This window comes from Aurantiacibacter sp. MUD11 (genome assembly GCF_026967575.1).
In the GTDB taxonomy this organism is placed as follows: domain Bacteria; phylum Pseudomonadota; class Alphaproteobacteria; order Sphingomonadales; family Sphingomonadaceae; genus Alteraurantiacibacter.
Window position 1 is genome coordinate 2,008,225 of sequence record NZ_CP114054.1, and the last position, 16,430, is coordinate 2,024,654.

The following is a 16,430-nucleotide window of genomic DNA, read 5'->3' on the forward strand; positions in this document are numbered from 1 at the left end:
CCCCTCAGGCATCATCGCTGGGAGTGTCGGCGACCCGTTCGGTCTGCGCCGCGCGCCAGTCCTGCAGGCGGGTGGCGAGCGCCTCGTCACCCAGCGCCAGGATCGAGGCGGCCAGCAGGCCGGCATTGGTCGCGCCCGCCTCGCCGATGGCCAGCGTCCCGGTGGGAACGCCAGCCGGCATCTGCACGATGGAGAGCAGGCTATCGAGGCCCGACAGCGCGCGGCTCTGCACCGGCACGCCCAGCACCGGCAGGTGTGTCAGCGCGGCGACCATGCCCGGCAGGTGCGCGGCCCCGCCGGCACCCGCGATGATGACCTTGAAGCCTTCCTCCGCAGCGCCCTTGCCGAAGGCGTGCAGCCGGTCCGGCGTGCGGTGAGCGGAGACGATCCGCGCGTCATAGGCGACGCCCAGCTCGTCCAGCACCTCGGCGGCGCATTTCATGGTGCGCCAGTCCGACTGGCTGCCCATGACGATAGCGACGGGTGCAGGCATCTCAGCTGTCCTTCAGGTAATAGCGTTCGCCGACAGGCGTGGTGCCTTCGAACTCGTAGACGATCGGCTGGCCGGTGGGAATCTCCAGCCCGGTGATTTCCTCGTCGGAGATTCCGGACAGGTGCTTCACCAGTGCGCGCAGCGAATTGCCGTGGGCGGAGATGATCACCGTCTCGCCCCTGGCCAGCTGCGGCAGGATGTCGCTCTCCCAATAGGGCAGCACGCGTTCGATGGTGAGCTTCAGGCTCTCGGTCTGCGGCACGTCGATGCCGGCGTAGCGCGGGTCGTCCGACAGGTCGAACTCGCTGCCCTTCTCCAGCGGCGGCGGCGGCACGTCGAAGCTGCGACGCCAGATGTGCACCTGCTCGTCACCGTGTTTCTCGCGGGTTTCCTGCTTGTTGAGGCCGGTCAGCCCGCCATAGTGGCGTTCGTTGAGGCGCCAGTCCTTGGTTTCCGGGATCCACAGCCGGCCGCATTCCTCCAGCGCCAGGTGCAGCGTCTTGATCGCGCGCTTCTGCACGCTGGTGAAGGCTACCGTCGGCAGCACGCCCTTGGCCAGCAGCAGGCGCCCGGCCTCGCACGCTTCCTCGACACCCTTTTCGGTGACGTCGACGTCCCACCAGCCGGTGAAACGGTTGGCGAGGTTCCATTCACTCTGGCCATGGCGGACGAGGATCAGCTTGGTCATTGGCATCGGGTCTCCTGCAGCAAGAGCGCGCGCCCTAGCTTTCGTCGGTGTTTTTGGAAAGCTCTTGCGATTCGCGCGTGGCCTTGGCGCGCGCCTGCGACTTGCGCCGCTTCAGGTTCGCGCGCAATTGTTCGGCCAGCCGTTCCTCGCGGGACATATCCTTGCTCATGGGGCGCATATCTGGCGCAAGGCGCGCCTTTCCTCAAGCATGGCTTGACTTTCGCAGGCGACGCGACAATAGCGCCCGCCGGTCTCCAACCGCATGGCCGGAAGACACAGATGCTGCTGTAGCTCAGTGGTAGAGCGCACCCTTGGTAAGGGTGAGGCCGGGAGTTCAATCCTCCCCAGCAGCACCATTCTTCATTCCGATCGCGCAGCCGCGCGCCCATCCTCGGCACCATTCCCTTCCACGCGGCTTCGCCTTCGCTGCGGGTGGTCCCTCGGCCTTGCCGTCGCTTTGCTGGGGCGTCCGGCTGCCAGCCTCCGGTTTTCCATTTCAATTTAGGTGTATGGTGCGTATAAGGCACCTATGGACACCGAACCGCTCACCAAGCTCGATCCCTCCTACACCACCGTCATGCGGCTGGAGGGGTTGTTGACGTTGATCCCGCTGCTGGGTGGCGCTGGTGCGCTCTATTTCACCGAGGTGATCCCGCAGTGGATACCGGGTGTCCTGCTGCTGCTCGTCGCGCTGGTGCTGGTCGTCTACCTGCCGATGAAGCGATACCGTTCGCGCGGCTATCACATGAGCGACGACCGGCTGCGCGTGGTGAAGGGCGTGATGTTCCATGCCGATACCGTGGTGCCCTTCAGCCGGGTGCAGCATCTCGACGTCGAACAGAACCCGCTCGAGCGCGCCTTCGGCATTTCACGGCTGATCCTGCACACGGCGGGCACGCACAATTCCTCCGTCACGCTGCCGGGCCTCGCCCATGCCGATGCCGTCGCCATGCGCGAAGAGATCCGCCAGCACGTGAAGCGCGAATCACTGTGAGCGAAATCGTGGAGGACACTGCCGCGCCGGAAGAGGTGCCGGATATCGAGATCGACGAGTGGCAGCGGGTCAACCCGCTCAGCATGGCCGTGCAGCTGGTGCGGCTGGGCTTCCAGGCGATCATCCCGGCGGCGTTCGTGTTGTGGGGCTCGGCTTCCGATGCCGACAAGTTCGACATGGCCGGACCGATCATCGGTCTGGTGGTCCTGCTGATCATCGCCGTCGTCGGCTTCCGGACCTGGCTCGGCTGGGTGCGGTTGCGCTACCGCGTGGGCGAGAACGATGTGCGGGTCGAGCAGGGCATTCTCAGCCGCCAGGCGCGCTCGGTCCCCTACGAGCGGATTCAGGACGTCAGCCTCGAGCAGAAGATCGTGCCGCGGTTGCTGGGCCTCGTCGAAGTGCGCTTCGAGACCGGCGCGGGCGGCAAGGACGAGCTGAAGCTCGCTTATGTCTCCGAGGCCGAGGGCGAGAAACTGCGCGAGAGGGTGCGCGCGCTGGTGGAGGGCGAGGAGGCGAAGCCGCTCGCGGCGGCCGCCACCGACCAACCGCCGGCGGAAGTACCCGCCGCGTCGGGCGGACGCCAGCTCTTCGCCATGGACCCGAAGCGGCTCGTCACTTTCGGCCTGTTCAACTTCTCGCTGGTAATCTTCGCCGTGCTTCTGGGCGCGTTGCAACAATTCGAATTCCTGCTGCCGTTCGACCTGTGGGGATACGTCGAATCCTTCTTCGAGACGGAGGGGCTGAGCGAGGCGGGCAGCTATGTCTCCACGCTCGACACCTGGGCGCGCGTCGCGGCGATCCTCTACGCTGTCTTCGCAGTGGTCCTGGTGGGCATAGCCAGCGGCGTGGTGAAGACGCTGGTGCAGGACTGGGATTTCCTGCTGGAGCGCACGCCCAAGGGTTTCCGCCGCCGTCGCGGCCTGCTGACAAAGACCGACGTGGTCATGCCCGTACACCGGGTGCAGGCGCTGGTGGTGAAGACCGGCATCATCCGCCGTCGCTTCGGCTGGCACGGCCTGTCCTTCGTCTCGCTGGCGCAGGATTCGGGCTCGGCCAACCACGATGTCGCGCCCTTCGCCAAGATGGAGGAAATCGCCCCCATCGCTGCCGAAGCGGGCTTCACCCTGCCGGACGAGAGCGAGGACTGGCGGCGACCCAGCCCGAACTACTATTTCGACCGGGGCGTGCTCGCCGGGCTGTTCGTAACACTGATCGGGATCGTGGCGTTCACCGCCGCTGCCAGCGGGGCAGGCGGATTCGTTCCGGGTCTCGCCGTCATCGCCGTGGCAGTTCCGGCCCTTGTCGCCCTGCTTGGCGCGCGAGAGATCTACCGCTGGCGCTACGATCGCCACGCGCTCGACCCGCAGCAGGTCATCTCGCGCAAGGGCTGGCTCGCCCCGCGCACGCAGGTCGCCAGCCGAGTAAAGCTGCATTCGGTGGAAATCACGCAGGGCCCGCTGGGCCGCTGGCGCGGCTACTGCAACCTGGTGTTCGGCATGGCGGGCGGGCGCTTCGCCTTCCGCGGCCTGTCTCTGGCAGACGCGCGCAAGCTGCGCGCCGCCGTGCTCGATTCGATTGCCGAGGTGGATTTCGCCAAGCTGCCGCGCTGAATCGGAAAAGGGCCCCGGCAGAAGCCGGAGCCCTTCCAAAATTCTCGTCATCAGGCGGCGTCAGTACATGACACCGTAGTAACTGAAGACCTGCCGGCCAAAGTTGTCGGTGAAGGTCGGCGTTTCGCTGGGCGCATAGGACGGTGCCTCACGCAGTTGCGATTTGTCGATGTTGACGACATAGCCGTCCTTGGTGACGTCATAGTCCAGCGCATCCCACGGGACGGGGAAATGGCTTTCGCCCATTCCCAAAAAGCCGCTAAAGCTCATCACCGAGTATTCCACCCGGCCGGAGCGCTTGCCGATCATCAGGTGATCGATCTTGCCGATTTCCTCGCCATCGGTGGAGAAGACCTTGGTGCCTTCTACCTTGCTCGATGAAATCAGATTGTCGGCCTCGTCACGCTCGACCGGGCGCGACCGATCGAACTCAGCGCGACGGTTCAGTTCGGCATCGGAAAATTCGGTGCGTGTTCTCAGGGTGCTAGTCTGCGTCATGAGATCTCCTTTCGGTGATTGCGCCGATGACTTGCGGAAATGCGCATTGCCGGCTTCCTTGTGGCGCACTCGGCGCTGGCTACGACCCACCAAAGGCGGGGAGCGGAAGCTGCCGGCGTCATGTCGACGTCATCGGCTCTTACACAACATCAACGCGCCGCCTTGGAGCGATGTTCCGAAATAGTCTCAGTTTTCTCGTGGCTTGCCTCGAGGGCAGGTCAGGCGCGCAGGTCAGCCCATTCCGGGTGCTTGTCGAACTGGGCGACGACATAGGGACACAGCGGCTTGATCTTGAAGCCGTTCGCGCGGGCATCGTCGATCATGGCCTGCACCAGCTTGAAGGCGATTCCCTTGCCGCGCGCGGCGGGCGGGGTGAAGGTATGGTCTGCCACGCGGGCATCCCCGCGCCTGTGCCAGGTCAGCTCGGCGCCCACCTCGCTGCCTTCCACCGGGGTGCGATAGGCCCCCTTGTCGCCGTCGTCGGTGATGGTGATTTCAATATCGGCCATGCGATCTCCTTCTTGCGCTGAACGGGCCTTGCGGCCAATGCGTTCCGCCATGCAGTTCCTGTCCGACAATGCTGCGCCGGTCCACCCCAAGTTGTGGGAAGCCATGCGCGCAGCCGACGCGCCCGACACGCCGTACGATACCGATGCGCTCAGCCGCGAGCTGGATGCGCGCTTCACCGCGCTGTTCGGGCGCGAGTGCGCGGCGCTGTGGGTGGCGACCGGAACGGCGGCCAATTGCCTGGCGCTGGCAACCATGGTGGACCCGCACGGCGGCGTGATTTGCCACGAGGAAGCGCACATCGAGATGGACGAGTGCGGCGCGCCCGGTTTCTACCTGCACGGCGCCAAGCTGCTGCTGGCCAGCGGTGCCGGGGCCAAGCTGACGGTCGATTCGATCGGCGAGGTGCTGGCCGGCATCACCCGCGGCGTGCACCAGGTGCCCGCGCAGGCGATTTCGATCACTCAGGCGAGCGAATACGGCATGGTCTACCGGCCGGACGAACTCGCGGCCATCGGCGCGCTTACGAAGGAGCACGGCCTTGGCCTGCACATGGATGGTGCGCGCTTCGGCAATGCCACCGCTTTCCTTGGCGGCACGCCGGCAGAAGCGGCAGGGCCGGTCGACGCGCTCAGCTTCGGCTTCGTGAAGAACGGCGGCATGGGGGCCGAGGCGGTCATCCTGTTCGATACCGAACAGGCCGACATGATCCGCTTCCGCCGCAAACGTGCAGGGCACCTGCAGAGCAAGGGCCGTTTCCTCGCCGCGCAGATCCTCGCCATGTTGGAGGATGACCTCTGGCTGGAGAATGCCCGCGCTTCCAACGCGGCAGCGGCGGAAATCGCGCAGGCGGCGGGCGAACGACTGCTTTATCCGGTCGAGGCGAACGAGCTGTTCGTGCGCATGGATACCGATGAGCGCGCGGCGCTGCGCGGGCAGGGCTTCGCCTTCTACGACTGGGACGACACCTGCGTGCGGTTCGTCACCAGCTGGGCGACCGATCCCGACCATGCCGGAGCGCTGGGCAAGGCGATCGCCGCGCTATGAGCGCAGCGCAGACCAGCATGCTGCACTGGCGAGTGATCGTGCCCTTCGTGCTGACCGGCACGATCTGGGGTTCTACCTGGTGGGTCATCACCGGGCAGATCGATGGCGTGCCCGCAGCCTGGTCGGTCTTCTACCGCTTTGCGCTGGCGACGCCGGCGCTGTTCATCGTGGCGGCGCTGATGCAGCGCCGCCTGCGCCTGTCGCGGCCCGAACACCTGCTGGCCATCGGCGTGGGACTGGCGCAGTTCAGCGGCAATTTCCTGTTCGTCTACCATTCGGAACTCTACGTCACCTCGGGCATCGTGGCGATGATGTTCGCGCTGCTGATGGTCCCCAATGCCGTGTTCGCGCGGATCTTCCTGGGGGAGCGGGTGCAGGGCGGCTTCGTGCTCGGCAGTGCGGTGGCGATCGTGGGCGTGTCCTTCCTGCTGTGGCACGAGTGGCAGGCCAACCCCGATGCCGGGGTGATCGGCGGCAATGTCGGACTGGGCATCGTGTTGGCGGTGATCGGCATCCTTGCCGCCTCGATCGCCAACGTGATCCAGGCCAACCCGACCGGGCGCGCCGTGCCGATGGTCAGCCTGCTGGCCTGGGCCATGCTCTATGGCACCCTTTTCGATCTCGGCTTTGCGTGGGTGACCGCCGGGCCGCCGCCGGTGCCGGAGGGCGCCGCCTACTGGGGTGGCATCGTCTACCTGGCGCTGATCGGATCGGTGGTGACCTTCCCGCTGCACTACAATCTCGTCCGCGAGATCGGTGCGGGGCGCACGGCCTACAACTCGATCGTCACGATTACGGTGGCGATGCTGCTGTCGACCCTGTTCGAGGGCTATCGCTGGACCCCGCTCACGGCGACGGGCATGGGCCTGGCCCTGCTGGGCATGGTGCTGGCGCTGCGTGCCCGGCGGCAGAAGGGCGTGCAGGTACAGCAATCGGGTAGCCTGCGGCACGAGGTGGACTAGGCGAGGTTTGCCAGGCCCTCGCGATAGGTCGGGTAGGCAGGGTGCCAACCGAGCACGCGCTTCGCCTTGCCATTCGCCACCCGGCGGTTCTCGGCATAGAAGCCGCGCGCCATCGGGGAGAGGCCTGCTTCTTCCAGCGACTGCAATGGTGGCGGCTCCACGCCCATTCGCGCGCAGGCATATTCGACCAACTCGTTCTGGCTGCACGGCAGGTCGTCCGAGAGGTTGTAGGCCCCCGGCGGCGCGTGACCCAGCACCGCGGCCATCACCCCGCTGGCGATGTCCTCCACATGCACCCGGCTGAATACCTGTCCCGGCAAGTCTATTCGGTGCGCCTTGCCCGACCGGATGCGATCGAACACGCTGCGGCCGGGGCCGTAGATTCCCGGCAGGCGGAACACGCGTGCACCGAGGTCGAGCCAGGCGGCATCGCATTCGGCCCGCGATGTGCGCCTGCCGGTGCCCGTTGGTGCCGTCTCATCGACCCAGGCCCCCCTTGTGTCACCGTAGACCCCCGTTGAGGAGAGGTAGCCGAGCCACTTGCCCTCCAGCGCGTGGCCATAGGCTTCCAGAACCGGATCGTTGCCCGTTTCCCGGCTCGGCGGGACGGAGGAGAGCACGAAGCGCGCCTTGCCCACGGTTTCGCGCACCGCAGCGCTGTCGGCAAAATCGATATCGCCGTCCGAGCCGGTCGCCGAAACGGTCCAGCCCGCCGCGCGCGCCACAGCGGCGATGCGCTTTGCCGTATATCCCAGCCCGAAAATGAACAGATCCGCCATTTGTCGCGTTCTAGCCCCTCGACGCTGCGAAGGAAGGACTTTAGGTCACTCGCCATGGATATTGCCCGCACTCCCTCGACCATCGACGGCAACGACCAGTTGGCCGATGCCGCCCCGCAGCCCAAGGCTCCCGCGATCATCCGCCGGGAGGACTACAAGCCCTTCCCCTGGAAGGTGCCGCAAGTCGCGCTCGATTTCACGCTGGGGCTGGACAAGACGCGCGTCGTCGCAACCCTGCAGGTGGAGGCCAATCCCGAGGCCGAGCGCTCGCCGATCATCCTCCTGAACGGGGACGACCTGGAACCGCTGAGCGTGAAGGTCGATGGCGAGGAAGTGACCAGCTGGACGCTGGAAGACGAGGACATGCTGCTCTCGCTGCAGAGCGACCGTCACGAGATCGAGATCGTCACCGAGATCGACCCGTCGGCCAACACCAAGCTGATGGGCCTCTATGCCTCGGACGGCATGCTGTGCACCCAGTGCGAGGCGGAGGGCTTCCGCCGCATTGCCTTCTTCCCCGATCGGCCTGATGTGCTCTCCACCTACCGCGTGCGGATGAGTGGCGATGCCGAGGCCTTTCCCGTGCTGCTGTGCAACGGCAACCTCGAGGCCAGTGGCACTGGCGAGGATGGCACGCACTGGGCCGAATGGCACGACCCCTGGCCCAAGCCGAGTTATCTCTTCGCGCTGGTGGCGGGGCAGCTGGTCGCCAACACCGACAGCTTCACCACCATGAGCGGGCGCGAGGTAACGCTGAACATCTACGTGCGCGAGGGCGACCTGCCGCGCACCGGCCACGCGATGGAATCGCTGAAGAAGAGTATGAAATGGGACGAAGAGGTGTTCGGCCGCGAATACGATCTCGACCTGTTCAACATTGTCGCCGTTTCCGACTTCAACATGGGCGCGATGGAGAACAAGGGTCTCAACATCTTCAACACGAAATACGTGCTGGCGGACGAGGACACTGCGACTGATAGCGACTTCGACGGCATCGAAGGCGTGATCGCGCACGAATACTTCCACAACTGGTCAGGCAACCGCATCACCTGCCGCGACTGGTTCCAGCTGAGCCTGAAGGAAGGCTTCACCGTGCTGCGCGACCAGCTGTTCAGCCAGGACATGGGCAGCGAACCGGTGAAGCGCATCGAGGACGTGCGCGTGCTGCGCGGGGCGCAGTTCCCCGAAGACAGCGGTCCGCTGGCGCATCCCATCCGCCCGGACAGCTATCGCGAGATCTCCAACTTCTACACCGCCACCGTCTACAACAAGGGTGCCGAAGTCATCCGCATGATGCGCACCATGGCAGGCGAGGAGCGCTTCCGGAAAGGCACGGACCTCTATTTCGACCGTCACGACGGCGAAGCCGCGACCTGCGAGGACTTCATCAGGGCGATCGAGGAAGGTGCCGGGCTGGACCTGTCGCAGTTCCGCCTGTGGTACTCGCAGGCCGGCACGCCGAAGGTCTCCGTGCGGCTGGAACACACCGGCGATACGGCCACCCTGCACCTGTCACAGGACGTGCCGGCCACTCCAGGCCAGCCGGACAAGCAGCCGATGCCGATTCCGCTCAAGCTGGCGCTGTTCGACAGGAAAACCGGGAAACACCATGGTGAACAACTGGTTACCGTTAACAAAGCTCAAGATAGCCTGAGCTTTTCCGGATTCGCCGAAAAGCCGGTGCTGTCGATCAATCGCGGCTTTTCCGCGCCGATCACCGTCGAGCGTGACGTGGGTCAGGACGAGCTGGTCTTCCTAGCCGCCCACGATGACGACCCCTTTGCCCGTTACGAGGCCTTGCAGGACCTGGTCGTCGGCCACCTGAAGCAGGCGGTCGACGGTGCGCTGACCGATGACCAGCGGGATGCGGCGCGCAGCGCGATTGCGCAGGCGCTGAAAGCGGTCCTCGAAGACGACCGGCTGGATGACCTGATGCGCGGCGAACTGCTGCTGCTGCTGCCGAGCGAGACTTACCTCGCCGAAACCATGCTGGTGGCGGACCCCGGCCGCATCCACCAGGAACGCCAGGCCCTGCGCGCGGCATTGGGGCAGGCGCTGGAAAGCGAATTCGCCGCCCTGCACGAACGTGCCTCGGCCGTGCCCTTCGGCCTCTCCGCCGAAGCGCGCGGGGCACGCAAGGTGAAGACCCAGGCGCTGGTCTACATGGCGGCGGGCAATCCGCAGCGCGGCAAGGCGATGGCCTGGGCGCAGTACCAGGGCGCGGACAACATGACCGATCGGCAGGGGGCGCTGATGGTGCTGACCGGCCTCGACGGGATCGAGCGCACCGATGCGCTAATCGACTTCTACAACCGCTACCAGGGCAATGCACTGGTGGTCGACAAGTGGTTCGCACTGCAGGCCAGCTCCATGCACCCGCACGTGCTGGACCATGTGAAGGCACTGGGCAACCACCCTGACTTCACCATGAAGAACCCCAACCGCGTGCGTTCGCTGTACATGGCCTTCGCCTACAACCCGCACGCCTTCCACGCGCCCAGCGGCGAGGGTTACAAGCTGGTGGCCGACGTCATCCTGGCATTGGACCCGATCAACCCGCAGACCGCTGCGCGCTTCGTGCCGCAGCTGGGCCGCTGGCGGCGGATCGAGCCGGGGCGTTCGGCATTGATGAAGGCGCAGCTCGAACGCATTGCCGAGGCACCGGAGCTGTCGCGCGATACCTACGAACAGGTGAGCCGCAGCCTTGGCTGACGCGGGCGAGGTCGTTCGCGCTGCAAACATCGCCGTCCCGCACGGCTTCCTCGACGCTGCCCAGAGCGATGCGCGCCAGCTTTCGCTCGCCATTGGCGAGGCAGAGCCGGTGTTCGTCGAGCAGGTCCATTCCGCCACGGCAATCTGCGTGGACCGGCCCTTCAAGGACGCCGCGCGCCCGCAGGTCGATGCCATGGCCACTGCCACCCCCGGCCTCGCGCTGGCCGTCGTCACCGCCGATTGCGCGCCGGTCCTGCTCGCCGACTCGCAGGCAGGCGTCATCGGCGCGGCCCATGCCGGCTGGCGCGGCGCGCAGGGCGGGGTGATCGCCGATGTCGTGGAGCGGATGGAAGAACTGGGTGCCGCGCGGGCGAATATCGCTGCCGCCATCGGCCCCACCATCGCCAAGGCAAGCTACGAAGTGGGGGCGGACATGCGCGCCGCCTTCGATCCGCAGGACTTCGACCTGTTCGAGGCGACCGGGCCGGACAAGTGGCATTTCGACCTGGAAGCCTATGTTGTTCGCCAACTTGCCGCGGCGGGAATCGAATCGGTCTGCCCGCTCGGTCTCGATACCTATGCCGACAAGCCGCGCTTCCATTCCTATCGCCGCGCCACGCATCTGGGAGAGCCGACAACGGGCCGCCAGATATCGCTGATCGCGCTTCCCGGCTGACGATTTGCGCCGTGCAGATGCGCCCTTGCAGCGCACTGCGTCACATAACCGCCAAAAGGCGGGTTGGCAGCGCCGATTCACTCGTCTATCAGCCGCGCCAAGCCGCCGCCCGGCAACGGTTCGTCGTGCGGCTTTGACAGGTTACTCTTCGCCCGACCTCCGGGAATCGCAACCGGCGGGAAAGGCGACAGGCAAGGCAAGGTTATGGCAACCACCACTGGCACTCCCGAGACCGCAGAGGTCGCAGGTGAAGACGGCGTCCGCCGTCGCGATTTTATCGAGATTGCAGCCGTTTCGGCGGCAGGTTTCGGCGGCCTCGTCACGCTGATCCCGCTGGTCAGCCAGATGGCCCCGTCGGAAGACGTGCTGGCCGAGAGCACCACCGAGCTGGACATTTCCTCGCTGGAGGTGGGCCAGTCGATCAAGGCGGTGTTCCGCAAGCAGCCGGTGTTCGTCCGCCGCCTGACGCAGGCTGAGATCGACGAAGCCAATGCCGTGGACGTCGGCGACCTGCGCGACCCGCAGACGCTGGCGGAACGTACCCTGCCCGGCAACGAAGACCTGCTCGTGGTGATGGGTGTCTGCACCCACCTCGGCTGTGTGCCGCTGGGTGCCGCCGAGGGTGAGAACAAGGGCGAGTTCGGCGGTTACTTCTGCCCCTGCCACGGTTCGCACTACGACACCGCCGCCCGTATCCGTAAGGGTCCGGCACCGACGAACCTGGCGGTTCCCGAATATACCATCTCCGACACGACGCTCGTGATCGGCTGAGGCGAGAGAGAAGAAAATGAGCTTTCCCTGGGCCAAGGAATACCAGCCGACCAACCCGGTGATGCGGTTCTTCGACGAGAAGCTGCCGCTCCCGCGCCTCGTCTACAATGCCGTGGGCGCTGGCTATCCGGTTCCCCGCAACCTGACGTACTTCTGGAACTTCGGCGTCCTCGCCGGCTTCTTCCTGGTGCTGCAGATCGTCACTGGCGTGGTGCTGGCGATGCATTACGCGCCGAACACGCTGGTTGCCTTCGGTTCGGTCGAGCACATCATGCGCGACGTCAACTGGGGCTGGCTGATGCGGTACACGCACGCCAACGGCGCCAGCTTCTTCTTCGTCGTCATCTACATCCACATCTTCCGCGGGCTGTTCTACGCTTCGTACAAGCCGCCGCGCGAGATGATCTGGCTGATCGGCGTCGTGATCTTCCTGCTGATGATGGCCACCGCCTTCATGGGCTACGTGCTGCCGTGGGGCCAGATGAGCTTCTGGGGCGCGCAGGTCATCACCGGCCTGTTCGAGGCCATCCCGCTGGTCGGCCCCGGCCTGAAGACCTGGCTGCTGGGCGGCTTCGCACCGGATAACGCCGCGCTGAACCGCTTCTTCAGCCTGCACTTCCTGCTGCCCTTCGTGATCGCCGGCTGCGTGATCCTGCACATCTGGGCGCTGCACATCCCCGGTTCGTCGAACCCGACGGGCGTGGAAGTGAAGCAGGAATCGGACACCGTGCCGTTCCACCCGTACTACACCGCCAAGGACGGTTTCGGCCTGGGCGTGGCGCTGCTGGTGTTCTTCGCCTTCGTGTTCTTCCTGCCGAACGCGCTGGGCCACCCGGACAACTACATCGAGGCGAACCCGCTCTCGACCCCGGCGCACATCGTTCCGGAATGGTATTTCTACCCGTTCTACGCGATCCTGCGCGCCTTCACCTTCGACTTCATCCTGCCGGCCAAGCTGTGGGGCGTGCTGGCCATGTTCAGCGCCATCCTGGTGTGGTTCTTCCTGCCGTGGCTGGACAAGGGTCCGGTGCGTTCGGGCCACTACCGCCCGCTGTTCCGCAAGTTCTTCTGGTTCGGCCTGATCCCGTGCATGGCTGTGCTGTTCTACTGCGGCGGCGCGCCGGCCGAAGAGCCCTATGTCATGATCAGCCAGATCGCGACGGCTTACTACTTCCTGCACTTCCTGGTCATCCTGCCGATCGTCTCTTCGATCGAACGTCCGGAGCCGCTGCCCTTCTCGATCACCGAGGCGGTGCTGGGTTCCGACGAGAAGGCTGTGCTGGGCGACAACGCCAAGCCGGCGGTCTGAGCTAGGGGAAAGACGAGAAAATGATTCGCCTTGTTGGAATCCTCATCGGCCTTGGCTTCACCTTCGTGGTGCTGCTGGCCTTCATCACCGGTGCTTCCACCGTCATCGGCCAGGGCTACCTGACTGAAGAAACCGCCGAGTACGCCTTCCACGAGGAAGCGCACGGCCCTGACGGCGGCTTCCAGTTCGAAGGTCCGTTCGGCACCTGGGACTACACCCAGCTGCAGCGCGGCTACCAGGTCTACAAGGAAGTGTGCTCGGCCTGTCACTCGCTTGACTACGTCGCCTTCCGCGACCTGACCGACCTCGGCTATTCCGAGGCGCAGGCCAAGGCCGAAGCTGCCACCTGGCAGGTTCCGGGCATCAACCCCGACACGGGTGAAGCGACCTCGGTGCCGGCCGCATGGACCGACTACTTCCCGTCGCCCTATCCGAACGACGTTGCTGCCGCTGCAGCGAACAACAATGCCATTCCGCCTGACCTCTCGCTGATGGCGAAGGCCCGCCACGACGGCAGCAACTACATTTACGCGCTGCTGACCGGCTATCAGGAACCCTCCGCCGAACTGCTGGAGCGTTTCCCCGATTCCGCGCCGGGCACGGGCCTCTATCACAACCCGTACTTCGCCAACCTCAACCTGGCGATGGCTCCGCCGATCACGGCAGACGGCCAGGTCACCTATGCCGACGGCACCGAAGCGACTGTCGAGCAGATGTCTGCCGACGTGGCCGCCTTCCTGACCTGGACCGCCGAACCCACGCTGGTGAAGCGCAAGGCAGTTGGCTGGGCCGTGCTGGGCTTCCTGTTCTTCGCCACCATCCTGGCCTGGTTCGCCAAGAAGCAGGTGTGGGCGGACGTCAAGCCGAAGCGCCGCAAGGACTGACCGGAAATTGCCGGGACCGAAATACCCGGGACTGTCGCGTGATGAGCTGAAAGCGCTTATCCGGACAGTCCCGGATTTTCCGTCCCACGGCATCCAGTTTCGCGACATCACCACGCTCCTTGCCCATGGCGAGGGGCTTGCTGCGTCTATCGACCACCTCGTCGAGATCGCGGCCGATCTAGGCGCCGACAAGGTGGCCGGCATCGAGGCGCGCGGCTTCATCTTCGGCACTGCCCTGGCGCTGCGCCTTGGCGTGGGCTTCGTGCCCCTGCGCAAGGCAGGCAAGCTGCCGGTCGAAACGATCGGGGAGGATTACGCCCTCGAATACGGCTCTGCCCGGCTGGAGCTGGATCCCAGCATCGTCGACGATAATGCGCATGTGCTGGTCGTTGATGACCTGCTGGCGACCGGTGGCACGGCGATTGCCGCGACCAACCTGCTGCGTCGTGCCGGAGCACGGGTCGAACACGCCTTGTTCGTTGTCGATCTGCCCGAACTGCCCGGCGGAAAGGCGCTGGCGGAGGCCGGAATCACCCCTCATGCGCTGGTAGAATTCGCCGGACATTGACCGCGGCGGGATAATCCCGTCCATTCGCGCGTTGATGCAGGGACGACGGGAAACCGAACACCTCCGGGGAGACTGATGGAAGAACAGGCGCTTGTCATAGCCTTGGTCGGCGTGCTCGGCATTGGTGCGCAATGGGTCGCCTGGCGCACGGGCTGGCCCGCCATCGTGCTGATGCTGGCGGCCGGTTTCCTCGCCGGCCCCGTCCTCGGCATCATGGATCCCGAACATGCCTTTGGCGACTTGCTGGAGCCGATGGTGTCGATCGGCGTCGCGCTGATCCTGTTCGAGGGTGGCCTCAGCCTCGATTTCCGCGAATTCCGTAAATATGGCGGGGGCGTGTGGCGGCTGGTCCTCTTCGGCGTCCCGCTCGGCTGGCTGTTCGGCTCGCTCGCCGGCTACTACATCGCCGGCCTCGTCTGGCCGGTGGCCATCCTTTTCGCCGGCATCCTCGTGGTGACCGGACCGACCGTGGTCATCCCGCTGCTCCGCCAGAGTGCCGTGCAACAGCGGCCGGCGGCGCTGCTGAAATGGGAAGCAATCGTCAACGACCCGTTCGGCGCCCTGTGTGCCGTGGTCGCCTACGAGTATTTCCGCGCCACCTCGGCTGGCGGCGGCGCTTATGACGTCGTCCCCGAAATCGCCATTGCCGCCGGCATATCCGGCCTGATCGGCTTCGGCGCAGCCTACATCATCGCCTGGAGCTTCCCGCGCGGCTTCGTGCCCGAATACCTCAAGGTCCCGGTGCTGCTGGTCATGGTGATCGGCACCTTCGTGCTGTGCAACAAGATCGAGCACGAGGCGGGCCTGTTGGCAGTTACCGTGATGGGTATCGCGCTTGCCAACATGCATGTCTCCTCGCTGCGTTCGATCCACCCCTTCAAGCAGAACATCGCCGTGCTGCTGGTGTCGGGTATCTTCATCCTGCTCTCCGCCAGCCTCGACCTCGAGCAATTGCGCCAATTCGAATGGCAGTTCGGCCTGTTTCTGCTGGCGCTGCTGTTCCTTGTGCGCCCCGCGACGGTCCTGATCAGCCTGCTGTTCTCCAGCGTGCCGTGGAACGAGCGGCTGTTCCTCGCCTGGATTGCGCCGCGCGGCATCGTGCTGGTCGCCATCTGCGGCCTGTTTGCCTTGCGCCTGGAGGAACTGGGCTATGCCGACGGCACCATCCTGATCGGCCTCAGCTTCGCGGTGGTGGTGACGACGATCATCGCGCACGGCTTCACCGTCGACTTCGTGGCGCGGCTGCTGAAGGTGAAGGGCGCGACGCGGCCCGGCATCCTGCTTGTCGGCGCCACGCCATGGACGATCGCGCTGGCCAAGCTGCTGCACGAACTGGAAGCCCCGGTGATGGTGGTGGATTCGAGCTGGCAAGCGCTGAAGCGGGCCCGAGTGGCGGGAATTCCCACCTATCACGGTGAAATCCTCAACGAGGCGACCGAGCACAATCTCGACCTCAACCCCTACCAGGTGCTGATCGCCGCAACCGACAACGAGGCCTATAACGCGCTCGTCTGCTCCGAATTCGCCCCGGAAATCGGCACCGACCGCGTCTACCAGCTGGGCGAGGGCGACGATGACGAAGACCACCGCGCCTTGCCGGCCTCCCTGCGCGGTCGCGCGCTGTTCCGTTCGGGCTTCGGGGTCGAGGACGTGCAGCAGCGCCAGCTGGAAGGCTGGGAGTTCCGGCGCACCAAGCTGTCCGAGAAGTACGATTTCGAAGATGCGCGCGAAAACCTGCCCAAGGCGGCCAACATGCTGCTGCTGATCAAGCCGAACGGGGACCTGCGCTTCTTCACCCATGCCGCCGCGCCGGAGCCGGAGGCGGGCGACCTGGTCGTTTCATATTCTCCGCCACGCACCATATCGGTGGAGGAAGAGACGGCGAAACGAAGCGGGAAAGGCGGCACAAAGCCGCAATCCGCATGAGGATGT

At 65.4% G+C, this 16,430-nt stretch carries 17 protein-coding genes and 1 tRNA gene; 12 read left to right on the forward strand and 6 right to left on the reverse strand.

Features of this window, described 5'->3' with window-relative positions:
• Positions 1-4 precede the first annotated feature (4 nt).
• From purE to OZN62_RS10050, 3 genes are read right to left on the reverse strand one after another with little or no spacing between them, the layout of a single operon-like run.
• On the reverse strand, positions 5-493 hold the full coding sequence (gene purE, locus OZN62_RS10040; protein WP_269099511.1) for a 5-(carboxyamino)imidazole ribonucleotide mutase: 489 nt from the start codon (positions 491-493) through the stop codon (positions 5-7).
• Between the two features lies 1 nt (position 494).
• Positions 495-1,181: a 2,3-diphosphoglycerate-dependent phosphoglycerate mutase gene (gene gpmA, locus OZN62_RS10045; RefSeq protein ID WP_269099513.1), complete on the reverse strand. Its 687-nt coding sequence runs from the start codon at positions 1,179-1,181 to the stop codon at positions 495-497.
• 34 nt (positions 1,182-1,215) lie between these two features.
• Positions 1,216-1,350: a hypothetical protein gene (locus tag OZN62_RS10050; protein WP_269099515.1), complete on the reverse strand. Its 135-nt coding sequence runs from the start codon at positions 1,348-1,350 to the stop codon at positions 1,216-1,218.
• 112 nt (positions 1,351-1,462) lie between these two features.
• Between OZN62_RS10050 and OZN62_RS10055 the strand changes: the two genes are divergently transcribed.
• The 3 genes from OZN62_RS10055 (at position 1,463) to OZN62_RS10065 (ending at position 3,785) form a co-directional block, all read left to right on the forward strand.
• A tRNA-Thr gene (locus OZN62_RS10055) sits at positions 1,463-1,537 on the forward strand.
• Positions 1,538-1,710: 173 nt separating this feature from the next.
• Entirely contained in the window at positions 1,711-2,175 is a 465-nt protein-coding gene (locus OZN62_RS10060; RefSeq protein ID WP_269099516.1) for a PH domain-containing protein, read from the forward strand.
• Positions 2,172-3,785: a PH domain-containing protein gene (locus OZN62_RS10065; RefSeq protein WP_269099518.1), complete on the forward strand. Its 1,614-nt coding sequence runs from the start codon at positions 2,172-2,174 to the stop codon at positions 3,783-3,785. Before OZN62_RS10060 ends, OZN62_RS10065 begins: the two co-directional genes overlap by 4 nt.
• Before the next feature lie 60 nt (positions 3,786-3,845).
• Here the strand turns inward: OZN62_RS10065 and OZN62_RS10070 are convergent, their stop codons facing one another.
• Positions 3,846-4,283, reverse strand: coding sequence for a PRC-barrel domain-containing protein (locus tag OZN62_RS10070; protein ID WP_269099519.1), 438 nt, complete (start codon positions 4,281-4,283; stop codon positions 3,846-3,848).
• A 218-nt stretch (positions 4,284-4,501) separates the two neighbouring features.
• Positions 4,502-4,792 (reverse strand): GNAT family N-acetyltransferase, encoded by a 291-nt coding sequence (locus tag OZN62_RS10075; RefSeq protein ID WP_269099520.1) that lies wholly within the window; start codon positions 4,790-4,792, stop codon positions 4,502-4,504.
• Positions 4,793-4,841: 49 nt separating this feature from the next.
• Between OZN62_RS10075 and OZN62_RS10080 the strand changes: the two genes are divergently transcribed.
• Entirely contained in the window at positions 4,842-5,837 is a 996-nt protein-coding gene (locus tag OZN62_RS10080; protein ID WP_269102153.1) for a threonine aldolase family protein, read from the forward strand.
• Positions 5,834-6,799 carry a DMT family transporter gene (locus OZN62_RS10085; RefSeq protein WP_269099522.1) on the forward strand — a complete coding sequence of 322 codons (966 nt, stop codon included), beginning with the start codon at positions 5,834-5,836 and terminating at the stop codon, positions 6,797-6,799. The genes OZN62_RS10080 and OZN62_RS10085 overlap by 4 nt, the downstream gene beginning before the upstream one ends.
• Here the strand turns inward: OZN62_RS10085 and OZN62_RS10090 are convergent.
• Positions 6,796-7,578: an SDR family NAD(P)-dependent oxidoreductase gene (locus tag OZN62_RS10090; RefSeq protein WP_269099523.1), complete on the reverse strand. Its 783-nt coding sequence runs from the start codon at positions 7,576-7,578 to the stop codon at positions 6,796-6,798. The two genes, OZN62_RS10085 and OZN62_RS10090, sit on opposite strands and share 4 nt — an antisense overlap.
• Before the next feature lie 54 nt (positions 7,579-7,632).
• On the opposite strand from OZN62_RS10090, the gene pepN reads away from it, so the two are divergent.
• From pepN to OZN62_RS10125, 7 genes are all read left to right on the forward strand, one after another.
• On the forward strand, positions 7,633-10,290 hold the full coding sequence (gene pepN, locus OZN62_RS10095; RefSeq protein WP_269099526.1) for an aminopeptidase N: 2,658 nt from the start codon (positions 7,633-7,635) through the stop codon (positions 10,288-10,290).
• A complete protein-coding gene (pgeF, locus tag OZN62_RS10100; protein WP_269099528.1) occupies positions 10,283-10,966 on the forward strand; it encodes a peptidoglycan editing factor PgeF in 684 nt (227 codons plus the stop codon). Before pepN ends, pgeF begins: the two co-directional genes overlap by 8 nt.
• A gap of 204 nt (positions 10,967-11,170) precedes the next feature.
• Positions 11,171-11,737, forward strand: coding sequence for a ubiquinol-cytochrome c reductase iron-sulfur subunit (petA, locus tag OZN62_RS10105; protein WP_269099530.1), 567 nt, complete (start codon positions 11,171-11,173; stop codon positions 11,735-11,737).
• A 16-nt stretch (positions 11,738-11,753) separates the two neighbouring features.
• Complete coding sequence (locus OZN62_RS10110) at positions 11,754-13,046, forward strand: cytochrome b (protein WP_330848739.1); 1,293 nt, start codon at positions 11,754-11,756, stop codon at positions 13,044-13,046.
• A 20-nt stretch (positions 13,047-13,066) separates the two neighbouring features.
• A complete protein-coding gene (locus OZN62_RS10115; protein ID WP_269099531.1) occupies positions 13,067-13,930 on the forward strand; it encodes a cytochrome c1 in 864 nt (287 codons plus the stop codon).
• Positions 13,931-13,961: 31 nt separating this feature from the next.
• On the forward strand, positions 13,962-14,498 hold the full coding sequence (locus OZN62_RS10120) for an adenine phosphoribosyltransferase (protein ID WP_269102155.1): 537 nt from the start codon (positions 13,962-13,964) through the stop codon (positions 14,496-14,498).
• 75 nt (positions 14,499-14,573) lie between these two features.
• Positions 14,574-16,424, forward strand: coding sequence for a cation:proton antiporter (locus OZN62_RS10125; protein WP_269099532.1), 1,851 nt, complete (start codon positions 14,574-14,576; stop codon positions 16,422-16,424).
• The last annotated feature ends 6 nt before the right edge of the window (positions 16,425-16,430 follow it).